Below are 13,869 nucleotides of genomic sequence, written 5' to 3'. Positions count from 1 at the left end.
GCCGTGATCGGCTCCGTACTGGTGGCCAACCGGGGCGAGATCGCCCGGCGGATCTTCCGCACCTGCCGCGACCTGGGCATCGCCACCGTCGCGGTCTTCTCCGACCCCGACGCCGACGCGCCGCACGTCCGCGAGGCCGACGCCGCCGTCCGCCTGCCGGGCGCCGCGCCCGCCGACACCTACCTGCGCGGCGACCTGGTCATCGCCGCCGCCCGGGCGGCCGGTGCGGACGCGATCCACCCGGGCTACGGATTCCTGTCCGAGAACGCCGAGTTCGCGCAGGCCGTGCTCGACGCCGGGCTGGTCTGGATCGGTCCGCCGCCGTCCGCGATCGCGGCGATGGGCGTCAAGACCCGTGCCAAGGAGCTGATGGCGGCGGCCGGCGTCCCGGTGCTGACGGCCGCCGCGCCCGGCGAGCTGACGGACGCGGACCTGCCGCTGCTGGTCAAGGCGGCGGCGGGCGGCGGCGGACGCGGCATGCGCGTGGTCAGGGAACTGGCGCTGCTGGAGTCGGAGTTGGCCGCGGCGCGGGCCGAGGCGGCAGCCGCGTTCGGCAGCGACGAGGTGTTCTGCGAGCCGTATGTCGAGACCGGCCGCCATGTCGAGGTGCAGCTGCTGGCCGACGCCCACGGCACCGTGTGGGCGGTGGGCGAGCGCGACTGCTCGATCCAGCGCCGCCACCAGAAGGTCGTCGAGGAGGCCCCCGCGCCGCTGCTCGCCGAGGACACCCGCGAGCGGCTGCACGAGGCCGCCCGCGCCGCGGCGCGCGCCATCGGCTACGTCGGCGCGGGCACGGCCGAGTTCCTGCTCGCGCCGGACGGGCGGTTCTTCTTCCTGGAGATGAACACCCGCCTGCAGGTGGAGCATCCGGTCACCGAGTGCGTCACCGGGCTGGACCTGGTCGCGCTGCAACTGCAGGTCGCCGAGGGCTCGCCGCTGCCGTCGGCTGCGCCGCCCGCGCCGCAGGGTCACGCCATCGAGGTCCGCCTCTACGCCGAGGACCCGGCGCGCGACTGGCAGCCGCAGACCGGGACCGTCGAGCTGCTCGACCTGCCGGGCGTGGGCGTCGAGTTCGCGCCGCCGCGCGCCGGGGAGACCGCCGGGCTGCGGCTGGACGCGGGCATCGAGTCGGGCAGCGCCGTCGGCGTCCATTACGACGCGATGCTCGCCAAGGTCATCGCCTGGGCCCCGACCCGGGTCGAGGCCGCGCGGCGCCTGGCGGGGGCCCTCGGCCGCGCCCGCGTCCACGGGCTCACCACCAACCGCGACTTGCTGGTCCAGGTGCTGCGGCACCCCGAGTTCCTGGCCGGACACGTCGACACCGCGTTCCTCACCCGCAACCCTCCCGAAGGCGGCCCCGCCGCCACGGACAAGGACGCCGTCGCGGTCTCCGCGCTGGCAGCGGCCCTTGCCGACGCGGCGGCGCGGCGCACGCCGATCGCCGGGGGCTGGCGCAACGTGCCCGCGCATCCGCAGGTCAAGCGCTACGCCGTGGCCGGGGTGGACGGGGGCGAGCAGGAGGTCAGCTACCGCCTGACCCGGGACGGCCTGCGCGCCGAAGCCCACCCGGGCGTCGTGCTCGTCGACTCGGCGGCGGACCGGGTGGTGCTCGAAGTCGACGGCGTGCGGCGGACGTTCGCCGTCGCGCGGTACGGCCCGGCGTCGGGCAGAGAGCTGATCCACGTCGACTCGCCGCTCGGGGCGGTCGCGTTGCACGAGCTTCCCCGCTTCCCGGACCCGAGCCTGGAGGCGGCGGCCGGTTCGCTGCTCGCGCCGATGCCCGGCACGGTCGTCCGCGTCGAGGCGGCGGTCGGGGACCGCGTCACCGCCGGGCAGCCACTGCTGTGGCTGGAGGCGATGAAGATGCAGCACAAGGTCACCGCCCCGGCCGACGGCACCGTCACCGAACTGCGCGCGACCGTCGGCCAGCAGGTCGACACCGGAGCGCTGCTCGCCGTGATCGGCGAGGAGCTCGCACCCGCAGGCAGCAAGACATCGGACATGACCCCGGGGGACACCACCCCGGAGGAGGGGACCCCGCAGCCATGACCGCGTCGGCAAGCACCTACGAAAGCACCTTCGTCGAGTCCGAGGAGCGCCGCGACCTGCGCGCCGCGGTGCGCGCGCTCGGCGCCCGCTACGGCCTCGACTACCTGCTCTCCTGCGGCAAGGAGCACCGCATCCCGGAGGAACTCTGGCGCGAGGCGGGCAAGCTGGGCTTCCTCGGCGTCAACCTGCCCACCGAGTACGGCGGTGGCGGCGCGGGCATGCAGGAACTCGCCATCGTCCTGGAGGAACTCGGCACCGCGGGCTGCCCGTTGCTGATGCTGGTGGTCACGCCCGCGATCTGCGGCAGCATCATCGCCCGCTTCGGCACCGAGGAGCAGAAGCAGCGCTGGCTGCCCGGCTTCGCCGACGGCAGCGTCCGGATGGCCTTCGGCATCACCGAGCCCGACGCCGGCTCCAACTCGCACCGGCTCACCACCACGGCGCGCCGCGACGGCTCGGACTGGCTGCTCAGCGGCCGGAAGGTCTTCATCTCCGGCGTGGACGCGAGCGACGCGACGCTGATCGTCGGCCGCACCGAGGACGCCCGGACCGGCAAGCTCAAGCCCGCGCTCTTCGTGGTCCCGCGTGACGCGCCCGGCTTCGAGTACCGGCCGATCGACATGGAACTGCACATGCCCGAGCGGCAGTTCCAGCTCTTCCTGGACGACGTCCGGCTCCCGGCCGACGCGTTGATCGGCGACGAGGACGCGGGCCTGCTCCAGCTTTTCGCGGGCCTCAACCCGGAGCGGATCATGGCCTCCGCGTACTCGACCGGCATGGCCCGGTTCGCGCTGGACCGCGCGGTCGACTACGCCAAGGAGCGGACCGTCTGGAAGACGCCGATCGGCGCGCACCAGGGCCTGGCCCACCCGCTGGCCCAGATCCGCATCGAGCTGGAACTGGCCCGGCTGATGATGCAGAAGGCCGCCTTCCTCTACGACGCGGGCGACGACCTCGGCGCGGGCGAGGCCGCCAACATGGCCAAGTACGCGGCGGCGGAGGCGGCGGTCCGCGCCGTCGACCAGGCGGTGCAGACGCTGGGCGGCAACGGCCTCACGTCCGAGTACGGCCTGGCGACGCTGGTCGCCGGGGTCCGGGTCGGGCGGATCGCGCCGGTCAGCCGGGAGATGATCCTCAACTACGTCGCCCAGCACACCCTCGGCCTGCCGAAGTCGTACTGAGCGGCAGTCCTACTCGGCAGACCTACGGAGCAGCGGTCCTACTGAGCGGACGCGTCGGCTCCGCTCGGGTGGGGGCGTCTAGAGTTCTGCACGGAAAGGAATTCAGCCGTGTCGCCACAACCAGTCGCCCCCGCCCCTGCCGCAACCTCTGCCCGCGCCCCCAAGCAGGACCGGAGCAGGGTCACCCGGCAGCGCCTGCTGGAGGCAGCCGTCGACTGCCTCGCCGAGGTCGGCTGGACCGGCAGCACGGTCGCCGTGGTCGCCGAGCGCGCCGGGGTCTCCCGCGGCGCGGCCCAGCACCACTTCCCGACCCGCGAGGACCTCTTCACGGCGGCCGTCGAACACGTCGCGGTCCAGCGCCACGCCGCTGTGCAGTCGGCCGCCGCGGCGCTCCCGTCCCGGGGTCCGAACCGCACCGAGGCCGTGGTGCGGATGCTGGTCGACCTCTACACCGGCCCGCTCTTCCGCGCCGCCCTGCAACTCTGGGTCGCGGTCAGCACCGACGACCAGCTCCGCCCGCGCGTCCTCGAACTGGAGTCCCGCGTCGGCCGCGAGACCCACCACACCGCCGTCGCCCTCCTCGGCGCGGACGAGTCCCACCCGGGCGTCCGCGAGACCGTCCAGGCCACCCTGGACATGGCCCGCGGCCTCGGCCTCGCCGACATCCTCAGCGACGACGGCGCCCGCCGCGCCCGAATCGTCCGCCAGTGGGCCCGGATCCTGGACGCGCAGCTGTCCTCGAACTCGTTCGAGTGAAGACTTCCTGACTCCCCGCCACGACCCGTTCGCGTCGGAGACGGCGGAGCTGCTCTGACGGGTCAGGAGCGCTTGCTGCGCGTGTAGCTGATGAAGAGTCCGGCGCCCACGCTGGCGACCAGCACCACGGCGAAGAACAGCCACGGCGAGGTGCCACTGCTGCCCTTGCTCGGGGCGGGTGAGGCGGAGGACGCCGACGCGGGGGCGCTGGGGCTCTGCGGTGCGGTGGGGTGGCTCGTGGGGGTGCCGGTGGTGGCAGTGGGAGTCGAGGAGGCGGCGGAGGACGCGGCGGGCGCCGAGGCCGCAGCGGACGGTGTAGCGGAGGTGGGCGCAACCGCCGGCGCGGTCGTCGGGGAGATCGGCGAGCCGTTCGTCGGCGCGGCCAGCGCCGGTCCGGCGATGCCGAGAACGACGGACGCCGACAGGGCGACACCACATGCCGCCGTCACGACGGGGCGGAGAGCGGAGTGCATGCGGGTGAGGCCTTTCGCTGAGCACGGGAACGCGGCGCGGATCGCGGCACCGATCGCGGCGCGGATCAACGCGCGAGCCACACCCTAGCGCTCACCGTGCGTGGTAGCGGATCGGGTCCTCGTCCGTGACCGCCTCCGCCAGACCCGTCTTGACCAGTCTGCGCAGATGCGCCGCCGCCTCCGAGACGGCCAGGTGCCGGGCCAGGAAGCCCAGTTCCTCCCAGGGCCGGTTCCAGTGCATACCCTGCGCCGCCTGCCAGAGCGTCAGCGGCTCGTCACGCAGTTGGCTGTGCAGGTCGGCCAGCCGCTCGGCGTGGTGGTCGAGCAACTGGCGGACCCGGCCCGGCGCGTCCGTGAAGCGGTACTGGTGCGCGGGCAGGACCTCCTCGGGGGCGAGCGCGGCGATCCGCTCCAGCGAGTCGAGGAAGTCGCCGAGCGGGTCGGTCGGCTCGTCCTGCGGGTTCTCCGGATAGAGGCTGACCACGGGGGTGATCGTGGGCAGCAGATGGTCGCCGCTGAGCAACCGGGTGCGCGGCTTCTCATCCAAAAAGAGGCAGACGTGGCCCGGGGTGTGGCCCGGCGTCCACATCACCCGCACCTCACGGCCTGGGACACCGGCGCTCTCGCCGTGCACCAGCTCGCGGTCGGGGACCGCCGCGCCGAGTGTCGCCGGGCCGCCCTCGGAGTCGTCGCCCCACGAGGACAGGCCGTCGAGATGCTCCTGCGGGATCCCGGCCGCCCGCATGCTCCGGGTCATCCGGCCGATCCAGACCTCCGAGGGGACGTCGCGGACCGCGCGCACCACCGCGGCCTCCGCCTCGTGCATGCCGATCCACGCCCCGGAGAGCTCGCGCACGTGCGCGGAGAGCCCGTGGTGGTCCGGGTGGTGATGGGTGATCAGCATGCCGTGGATGTCGGACATCGCGTGCCCGGCGGCCGCGACCCCGGCGGCGAGGATCTCGCGTCCGGACGGGTCGTCCCAGCCGGTGTCGACGAGGACCGGGCCGCTGTCGCTCTCCAGCAGGTAGACGAGCGTGTACCGCAGCGGGTTGTCCGGGATCGGTACCGGGATGCTCCACACGCCGCCGCCCAGGTCCTGCACGGGTGGGAGGACGCGGTCACGCCAGGCCACGCGGTCGGGGTTCTCCTGGGGCAGCTCCTGCGGCACGTGCAGCCTCCTCGGTCGACGGGCAAGCGTGAAAGCTGGAACAAGTTCCTTGTGCCATGCATCCAATGCCGGAGGTTACTGCATGGCCATTGCTGCCCATAAGTAGAACTGGTATCAGTTCTCAGTGAGTGGGACAGGGTTCCGGAGGGAGAGGTCGATGACCGAAAGCGCTGCGTCCGGCGGCGTCGCCGAGTACGGCGAGCTCTACATCGGCGGCGCGCTGGTCGCCCCGGCCGGGTCCGAGGTGATCGAGGTGATCTCCCCGCACACCGAGGAGGTCATCGGCCGGGTCCCGCACGCCTCACGGGAGGACGTGGACCGCGCGGTCGCCGCCGCCCGAACCGCGTTCGACGAGGGCCCGTGGCCGCGGATGAGCCTCGCCGAGCGGATCGCCGTCTGCGAGCGGATCAAGGACGGCATCGCCGCCCGCGCCGACGAGATCGCCCGGGTGATCAGCTCCGAGAACGGTTCGCCGTACTCGTGGAGCATCCTCGCCCAGGCATACGGCCCGATGATGATCTGGGACGCGGCCATCGCCGCCGCCCGGAACTTCCGCTTCGAGGAGTACCGCAGCGGCGTGCTCAGCCCGCTGCTGGTCCGGCGCGAACCGGCCGGGGTGGTCGCGGCCGTGGTGCCGTGGAACGTCCCGCAGTTCGTCGCGGCGGCCAAGCTCGCGCCCGCGCTGCTCACCGGCTGCACGGTGGTGCTCAAGCCGTCGCCGGAGACGCCGCTGGACTCCTACATCCTGGCCGAGATCGCCACCGAGGCCGGGCTGCCGGAGGGCGTGCTCAGCATCCTCCCGGCCGACCGCGAGGTCAGCGAGTACCTGGTCGGGCACCCGGGCGTCGACAAGATCTCCTTCACCGGCTCGGTCGCGGCGGGCAAGCGGATCATGGAGGTCGCCTCGCGCAACCTCACCCGCGTCACCCTGGAGCTGGGCGGCAAGTCCGCCGCCATCCTGCTCCCGGACGCGGACCTGGACGCGGCGGTCGCCAACCTGATGGGCTCCTCCTACATGAACAACGGTCAGGCCTGCGTCGCCCTGACCCGCGTCCTCGCGCCGCGCTCCCGCTACGACGAGATCGCGGACAAGATGGCCGCGGCGGTAGGGGAGTTGGTCGTCGGCGACCCGCTGGCCGCGGAGACGCAGATCGGCCCGCTGGTCGCGAAGCGACAGCAGCAGCGCAACCTCGACTACATCCGGATCGGCCAGGACGAGGGCGCGAAGGTCCTCGCGGGCGGCGGCGTCCCGGAGTCCCAGCCACGCGGCTGGTACGTCGAACCGACGCTGCTGGGCTCCGTCGACAACCGGATGCGGGTGGCGCGGGAGGAGATCTTCGGCCCCGTCGTCTGCCTGCTGCCCTACGAGGACGAGGCGGACGCGATCCGGATCGCCAACGACTCCGAGTACGGCCTCTCCGGCAGCGTCTGGGCGGCCGACGCGGAGCACGGCGTCGACATCGCCCGTCAGGTCCGGACCGGGACCTTCTCGGTCAACAGCTTCAGCCTGGACTTCAACGGCCCGTTCGGCGGCTTCAAGAACTCGGGGCTGGGCCGGGAGTTCGGCCCCGAGGGCCTGGCGGGCTTCCTGGAGGAGAAGACCATCAACCTGCCGCAGGGCTACGCGATTCCCGAGGAGGGCTGAGGGCCCGTGGGCGATCGGTGGCATGTGGAGGTCGACCGCGCCGTCTGCATCAGCAGCGGGTTCTGCGCGGGAAGCGCGCCTGAGGCTTTCCGCTTGGACGCTGCGCGGCAGTCGCACCCCAGGGAGGACGAGCTCGACGCGTCCGAGTCGGTGCTGGCGGCGGCGGAGAGCTGCCCGGTGGAGGCGATCCTGATCCAGATGGCGGAGACGGGAGACCCTGTCTTTCCGGATTAGCCAATGCAGAGTGGGACGTTGCACTTACCTCAGGGGTGCGGGGCTCTGCTGATGTGCGGCTCCTCCCCCTGCCTTCGGCGGGGGGACCCCCAACGTGGGCGCGACAAGCTGAGCCTGCGCTCCTGCAGGTGGATGCACTATCGGGGGGGGGGGGGGGGGCGGGCCCCCCCCCCCCCCCCCGCGCCCCTAAAAGGTGCATGGTCCCCGCCTGCCCAAGGGGTCCGTCTACTCCATCGTCAACAGCTTGCACGCCGTCTCAAGGTCGATCCGCACCTGCGCGATCGACGCCCGCCCCGAGAGCCACGTGACCAACGCCGAGTGCCACGTGTGCTCGATCACCCGCACCGCGGCCAACTGCTCGCGCGTCGGCGGTTGGTCCAGCCCCATCGCGTCGAGAATCAGCGCCCCCGTGATCCGGGAGACCTGGTCGACCTCCGCGCTCACGGACCGGTCCGCGAACGTCAGCGCCCGGACCATCGCCTCCGCGAGCTGCGGTTCCCGCTGGAGCCCGCGGAAGGTCCGCATCAGCGTCTCGGCGACCCGCGTGCCCGGGTCCTCCCCGGCCGCGGGGTGCTTGCGGGTCTGGTCCTGGAAGAGCTGCAGCTGGTCCTGCATCGTCGCGACCAGCAGGTGCACCTTGGAAGGGAAGTAACGGTAGAGCGTCCCCAGCGCGACCCCCGCCGTGTCGGCGACCTCGCGCATCTGGACCGCCTCGAAGCCGCCGCGCGACGCCAGTTGGGCGGCGGTGTGCAGGATGCGGCGGCGACGCGCCTCCTGCCGCTCGGTGAGCGGTGGTGCCGCCGGCCGTGGGCTGGTCGTCATCGGGAGCTCCTACGTACCTACCACTGGATCCCACGCATGATGGCGCAGAGGGCAGGCGTGGCGCGAATCACCCACCCCGCGAAACCCGGAAAAGCTACGGGCCGGTAATCTTCATGCTCTCTCGCTGGCCACGCTGGAACGTGTTCTAGATTACCCTGGCCAAGGCGGCCCGGGGAGGGCACGGGAGAGAAGCAAGAGACCCAGGAGAGGGGTCCCAGTTGACCGCGAGCCACGACGAGCCGCTGCGCATCGCTCTGCTCTCGTACAAGGGCAACCCGTTCTGCGGCGGCCAGGGTGTCTACGTCCGCCACCTCTCACGCGAGCTCGCCCGCCTGGGGCACGACGTCCGGGTGCTCGGCGGGCAGCCGTACCCCGTGCTGGACGTCGACGCGATCGACCCGGCCGGGCCGGGCAAGCTGGCCTTCGACGAGATCGCCAGCCTCGACCTCTACCGCGAGCCTGACCCGTTCCGCACGCCGAGGCTCTCCGAGTACCGCGGGCCGGTCGACGTGCTGGAGACCGCGATCATGCGCACCGGCGGCTTCCCCGAGCCGCTGACGTTCAGCCTCCGCGCCCGGCGCCACCTCGCGCTGCACCGCGGCCGGTTCGACGTCGTGCACGACAACCAGACCCTCGGCTACGGCCTGCTCGGTCTGGACCGGATCGGCTTCCCGTTGGTCACCACGATCCACCACCCGATCACCGTCGACCGCGAGCTCGACCTGGCCGCGGCGCCGAGCCGGCTGCGCAGACTCTCCGTCCGGCGCTGGTACCGGTTCGCGAGCATGCAGCGCCGCGTCGCGACCCGGCTGGACTCGGTGCTGACGGTCTCCGAGAGCTCCGCCCGCGAGATAGTCGAGCACCTGGACGTCGCGCCGCAGCGCGTCCACGTCGTGCCGATCGGTGCGGACGTGGAGCTGTGGTCGCCGGACGCGTCGGTCGCCGAGGTGCCCGGCCGGATCGTCACCACCGCGAGCGCCAACGTCCCGCTCAAGGGCCTGGTGTATCTGGTCGAGGCGCTGGCCAAGGTCCGCACCGAGCGCGAGGCGCACCTGGTCGTGGTCGGCAAGCGGCCCGAGGAGGGCCCGGTCGCCGAGGCGATCAAGCGGCTCGGCCTGGAGGGCGCGGTCGAGTTCCGCGGTGGCATCGACGACGCGGCCTTCGTCGACCTGGTCCGCAGCGCCCAGGTGGCCTGCGTGCCGTCCCTCTACGAGGGCTTCTCGCTGCCCGCCGCCGAGGCGATGGCCACCGGCACGCCGCTGGTCGCCACCACCGGGGGCGCGATCCCGGAGGTCGCCGGACCGGACGGGGAGACCTGCCTGGCCGTGCCGCCGGGCGACCCGGGCGCGCTGGCCGCAGCCCTGGGCCGGCTGCTGGACGAGCCCGAGCTGCGCACCCGGATCGGCGCGGCCGGACGCGCCCGCGTCCTCGACCGCTTCACCTGGCGTCGCGCGGCCGAACTGACCGTCGAGCGCTACCGCGAGGCGATCGCGACCGGCATCGGGCAGCACGCCCGCGCGGGTGCGGGCTGGCGCTACGTCTGACTCCCCGCCGGCCTGCTCCGGCTCCCTGAACTCCGCCTTCGTGAACTCCGCCCTCCCGAACTCCGCCTTCGTGAACTTCCGAACTCCTCTGCCACTTCTCTGCACTGTGCGCCACTCCTGGACCGCAGCCCGCAGTTCCCGCAACCCTAAGGAGCCCCGGCCGTGCTGACCGTCGACTTCTCCCGTTTCCCCATCGCGCCAGGCGACCGGGTGCTCGACCTCGGCTGCGGCGGAGGACGCCACGCCTTCGAGGTCTACCGGCGCGGCGGCCGGGTGGTGGCGCTCGACCAGAACGCGGAGGAGATCCGCGAGGTGCGGCGCTGGTTCGCGGCGATGGAGCTGGAGGGCGAGGCCCCTCCCGGTGCGTCCGCGATCGCGGTGGAGGGCGACGCGCTCTCGCTGCCCTTTCCCGACGACAGCTTCGACAAGATCATCATCTCCGAGGTGATGGAGCACATCCCGGACGACAAGGGCGTGTTGGCCGAGATGGTCCGCGTGCTCAAGCCGGGCGGATCGATCGCGATCACCGTGCCGCGCTGGCTGCCGGAGCAGATCTGCTGGGCGCTGTCGGACGCGTACCACGAGGTCGAGGGCGGCCACATCCGCATCTACCGCGGCGATGAGCTGCTGGAGAAGATGCGCGGCGCGGGCCTCGACCCCTACGGCACCCACCACGCCCACGCGCTGCACTCGCCGTACTGGTGGATCAAGTGCGCGGTCGGCGTCGACAACGACAAGGCGCTGCCGGTCCGCGCCTACCACCAGCTGCTGGTCTGGGACATCGTCGGCGCTCCGGTCGTCGGCAAGCTGACCCGCTGGACCGAGAAGGCGCTCAACCCGGCGATCGGCAAGAGCTTCGTCGCCTACGCGACCAAGCCCCGGACGGGCCAGAGTGCGTCCCTGACGGACGCAGCCTTCGAGGTGGGCGAGTGAGGACGCTGATCCTGGACGGCGTGCTGACGGCCGAGCAGGCCGCCGCGACCGTCCGCAGCATCCTGGCCGAGCAGCGTCCGGACGGGGCCATCCCGTGGTTCACCGGCGGCCATCTGGACCCGTGGGACCACGTCGAGGCGGCCATGGCGCTCGACGTCGCCGGTGAGCACACGGCGGCGGAGGCGGCCTACCGCTGGCTGATGCGCAGTCAGAACCCGGACGGCTCCTGGTTCGCCGCCTACACAGAGGGCGAACCCAGCGACCGCAGCCGGGAGTCCAACTTCTGCGCCTACGTCGCCGTCGGGGCCTGGCACCACCACCTCTCCACAGGCGACGACTCCTTCCTGGAGGAGATCTGGCCCACCGTCATCCGGGCCGTGACCTTCGTCCTCGGCCTCGGCCGCGCGGACGGCACCGTCTCCTGGCGGCGCGAGGAGGGCGGCGGCGCGCCCGACGAGGCGCTGCTGACCGGCTGTTCCAGCGTCCACCACGCGCTGCGCTGCGCACTGGCCATCGCCGAGTACCTCGAAGAGCCGCAGCCCGACTGGGAACTGGCGGCGGGTCAACTCGGCCACGCGGTCGCCTGCCACCCGGAGCGGTTCCTCGACAAGGACCGCTACTCGATGGACTGGTACTACCCCGTCCTCGGCACCGCGCTGCGCGGCGAGGCGGCCCGCGAGCGACTCGACCGCGACTGGAACCGCTTCGTCGTCCCCGGCCTCGGCGTCCGCTGCGTCGCCGACCGCCCCTGGGTGACCGGCGGCGAGAGCGCCGAACTGGCGCTGGCGCTCTGGGCGGTGGGCGAGTCGACGCGTGCCGTGGAGATACTCAAGTCCATCCAGCACCTGCGCCACGAGAGCGGCGGCTACTGGACCGGTTACGTCTTCGAGGACGACGCCGTCTGGCCCGAGGAGCGGACCACCTGGACGGCGGGCGCGCTGCTGCTCGCGGTCGCGGCGCTCGGCGGCGACGAGGCCACGGTCTCGGTCTTCGGTGGCGACGAGCTCCCCACCGGCCTGACCGCCGACTGCTGCGCGACCGTCCGCGAGGCCTGACCCGGCGGAGCGGGCGGACAAGGCCGGCGGGGCTGCTGGACAGGCCCTACCAGGCCCGCGGATTTCCGCATGACGGTGCGCCGCGGGCCTGTTAGCGTCCGTGCCATGGCAATGGACTGGCTGTCACATGAGCGCTATCTCGACGCCGCCGAGAGCAACGGCCGTCGGCTGGCCGAGATCGTCACCCGCGTCGGGCCCGACGGGCTGACCGCGCCCGTGCCGAGCTGCCCCGACTGGACGCTGCGCGACCTGGTCTTCCACCAGGGCATGGTCTACCGCTGGATCGGCGAGATCGTCGGCCGCAAGGCCCAGGAACGGCTCCGGATGAGCGAGGTCCCGGACCGGACGATGGAGGACGACGCGGCGGCGCAGTGGCTGCTCGCGGCGACCGAGATCGGCGTCGGCCGCCTGCGCGACGCCGGACCGGGCGTGGACGTGTGGGGCTGGGCGGGTAACGGCAGCACCCGCTGGTGGGGTCGCCGGATCGCGCACGAGACCCTGGTCCACGGCATCGACGGTCAGCTGACGGTCGGTGAACTTCCGGACGCCGAACCGGACCTGGCGGCCGACAACATCGACGAGCTGCTCGCCAACGCCACCACGCCCGCCGTGCTCGCCGCCAAGGGCCAGGCGCTGGCCGGCACGGGGGACAGCCTGCACCTGCACTGCACGGACGTGCCGGGCGAGTGGCAACTGCTGCGCACGGCCGACGGGTTCACCGTCGAGTACGGCCACGCCAAGGCCGACGCCGCCGTCCGCGGCACCGCGCAGGACGTGATGCTCTGGCTCAACGGCCGCCTCCCGCAGGGCGCTCCGGGCCCGGAGCTGTTCGGTGAGCCGCGCGTGCACGAGTTCTGGCGCACCGGCCTGGCGCTGACCTGAGCGTGGACTCCCGCGCACCTGGGTAGTGCAAGGTCCCGCTTGCCCAAGGTCCCGTTCAGAGCACCAACTCTGCCAGTGTGCGCAGCGTCTGTGAGTCGCGAGAGGTGACCAGCAGGTCAGTGACCGGGGACGCGTGCCACGCGGCGAGGCGCTCGGAAATCCGCTCGCGCGGCCCGACAAGACTGATCTCGTCCGCGAAGGCCGTCGGGACCGCCGCGATCGCCTCTTCGCGGCGGCCCGCGAGGAACAGCTCCTGGATCCGCCGGGCCTCCGCCTCGAAGCCCATCCGGGCCATCAGGTCGGCGTGGAAGTTGCGCGACTGCGCGCCCATGCCGCCGATGTAGAAGCCGAGCATGGCCCGGATCGGGGCGAGGCCCTCCTCGACGTCCGCGCAGACGCGGGCGTGGACCATCGGCGCGACCATGAACCCGGGCTTGGCCGCGGCCAGCGGCTCGGCGTAGAGGTCGGCGCGCTCGGGGGACCAGTAGAGCGGTAGCCAGCCGTCGGCGATCCGGGCCGTCTGGGCGATGTTCTTCGGGCCCTCCGCGCCGAGCAGGATGGGGAGTTCGGCCCGCAGCGGGTGCAGGATCGGCTTGAGCGGCTTGCCCAGCCCGGTGCCGTCCGAGCCCGCGTAGGGGTGGGAGTGGTAGCGGCCGTCCAGCGTCACCGGCTTCTCGCGGCGCAGGACTTGGCGGATCACCTCCACGTACTCGCGCACCGCCGTGAGCGGCGAGCGCGGGAAAGGCCGTCCGTACCAGCCCTCGACGACCTGCGGGCCGGAGAGCCCGAGCCCGAGCAGCATCCGGCCGCCGGAGAGGTGGTCCAGGGTCATCGCGTGCATCGCGGTGGCCGTGGGCGTGCGCGCGGCGAGTTGGGCGATCCCGGTGCCGAGCCGGATCCGGCTGGTGTGCGCGGCGATCCAGGTGAGCGGGGTGAACACGTCCGAGCCCCAGGACTCCGCGGTCCACACCGAGTCGAAGCCGAGCCGCTCGGCCTCCTGGGCCAGTTCGACGAAGCCCGGCGTGGGCGCGGCGCCCCAGTAGCCGAGGACCAGACCGAGGCGCATGACGAAACCCCCACGGTAAACTGACGGGGCGTCAGATTAACGTGGGGGTCCGGAAGTGACA

At 72.7% G+C, this 13,869-nt stretch carries 13 protein-coding genes; 9 read left to right on the top strand and 4 right to left on the bottom strand.

Annotation, left to right across the window (positions count from 1 at the left end):
• The first annotated feature begins 3 nt into the window (after positions 1 to 3).
• The 3 genes from I2501_RS34265 (at position 4) to I2501_RS34255 (ending at position 3,986) form a co-directional block, all read left to right on the top strand.
• Entirely contained in the window at positions 4 to 2,049 is a 2,046-nt protein-coding gene (locus I2501_RS34265; RefSeq protein ID WP_196198076.1) for an ATP-binding protein, read from the top strand.
• Complete coding sequence (locus I2501_RS34260) at positions 2,046 to 3,230, top strand: acyl-CoA dehydrogenase family protein (protein WP_196198075.1); 1,185 nt, start codon at positions 2,046 to 2,048, stop codon at positions 3,228 to 3,230. Before I2501_RS34265 ends, I2501_RS34260 begins: the two co-directional genes overlap by 4 nt.
• A 108-nt stretch (positions 3,231 to 3,338) precedes the next feature.
• Positions 3,339 to 3,986 carry a TetR/AcrR family transcriptional regulator gene (locus I2501_RS34255; RefSeq protein WP_196198074.1) on the top strand — a complete coding sequence of 216 codons (648 nt, stop codon included), beginning with the start codon at positions 3,339 to 3,341 and terminating at the stop codon, positions 3,984 to 3,986.
• A 62-nt stretch (positions 3,987 to 4,048) separates the two neighbouring features.
• Here the strand turns inward: I2501_RS34255 and I2501_RS34250 are convergent, their stop codons facing one another.
• Together I2501_RS34250 and I2501_RS34245 are read right to left on the bottom strand one after the other, a co-directional pair.
• Positions 4,049 to 4,459 carry a hypothetical protein gene (locus I2501_RS34250; RefSeq protein WP_196198073.1) on the bottom strand — a complete coding sequence of 137 codons (411 nt, stop codon included), beginning with the start codon at positions 4,457 to 4,459 and terminating at the stop codon, positions 4,049 to 4,051.
• A gap of 91 nt (positions 4,460 to 4,550) precedes the next feature.
• Positions 4,551 to 5,561 (bottom strand): MBL fold metallo-hydrolase, encoded by a 1,011-nt coding sequence (locus tag I2501_RS34245; protein ID WP_328806837.1) that lies wholly within the window; start codon positions 5,559 to 5,561, stop codon positions 4,551 to 4,553.
• 223 nt (positions 5,562 to 5,784) lie between these two features.
• Here I2501_RS34245 and I2501_RS34240 point away from each other — a divergent pair, with 223 nt between their 5' ends.
• A complete protein-coding gene (locus I2501_RS34240; RefSeq protein ID WP_196198072.1) occupies positions 5,785 to 7,272 on the top strand; it encodes an aldehyde dehydrogenase in 1,488 nt (495 codons plus the stop codon).
• 6 nt (positions 7,273 to 7,278) lie between these two features.
• Positions 7,279 to 7,506 carry a ferredoxin gene (locus tag I2501_RS34235; RefSeq protein WP_196198071.1) on the top strand — a complete coding sequence of 76 codons (228 nt, stop codon included), beginning with the start codon at positions 7,279 to 7,281 and terminating at the stop codon, positions 7,504 to 7,506.
• A 225-nt stretch (positions 7,507 to 7,731) separates the two neighbouring features.
• Here I2501_RS34235 and I2501_RS34230 read toward each other — a convergent pair whose 3' ends face one another.
• The gene (locus I2501_RS34230; RefSeq protein ID WP_196198070.1) at positions 7,732 to 8,328 is read right to left on the bottom strand and encodes a TetR family transcriptional regulator; all 597 of its coding nucleotides are present in this window, start codon (positions 8,326 to 8,328) and stop codon (positions 7,732 to 7,734) included.
• Between the two features lie 218 nt (positions 8,329 to 8,546).
• Between I2501_RS34230 and I2501_RS34225 the strand changes: the two genes are divergently transcribed.
• From I2501_RS34225 to I2501_RS34210, 4 genes are all read left to right on the top strand, one after another.
• Entirely contained in the window at positions 8,547 to 9,872 is a 1,326-nt protein-coding gene (locus I2501_RS34225; RefSeq protein ID WP_236047781.1) for a glycosyltransferase family 4 protein, read from the top strand.
• A 162-nt stretch (positions 9,873 to 10,034) separates the two neighbouring features.
• Positions 10,035 to 10,805, top strand: a complete 771-nt coding sequence (locus tag I2501_RS34220) for a class I SAM-dependent methyltransferase (protein WP_196198069.1) — start codon at positions 10,035 to 10,037, stop codon at positions 10,803 to 10,805.
• A gap of 20 nt (positions 10,806 to 10,825) precedes the next feature.
• Complete coding sequence (locus I2501_RS34215) at positions 10,826 to 11,860, top strand: prenyltransferase/squalene oxidase repeat-containing protein (protein ID WP_196198186.1); 1,035 nt, start codon at positions 10,826 to 10,828, stop codon at positions 11,858 to 11,860.
• A gap of 105 nt (positions 11,861 to 11,965) precedes the next feature.
• The gene (locus I2501_RS34210; RefSeq protein WP_196198068.1) at positions 11,966 to 12,742 is read left to right on the top strand and encodes a maleylpyruvate isomerase family mycothiol-dependent enzyme; all 777 of its coding nucleotides are present in this window, start codon (positions 11,966 to 11,968) and stop codon (positions 12,740 to 12,742) included.
• Between the two features lie 55 nt (positions 12,743 to 12,797).
• On the opposite strand, the gene I2501_RS34205 is transcribed toward I2501_RS34210, so the two are convergent.
• On the bottom strand, positions 12,798 to 13,808 hold the full coding sequence (locus I2501_RS34205) for an LLM class F420-dependent oxidoreductase (protein WP_196198067.1): 1,011 nt from the start codon (positions 13,806 to 13,808) through the stop codon (positions 12,798 to 12,800).
• Positions 13,809 to 13,869 lie beyond the last annotated feature (61 nt).

The organism is Streptacidiphilus fuscans, assembly GCF_015690355.1.
Lineage (GTDB): Bacteria > Actinomycetota > Actinomycetes > Streptomycetales > Streptomycetaceae > Streptacidiphilus > Streptacidiphilus fuscans.
Note: the sequence above shows the minus strand (reverse complement) of the source record. Positions and strands in the feature narration are given on the sequence as shown.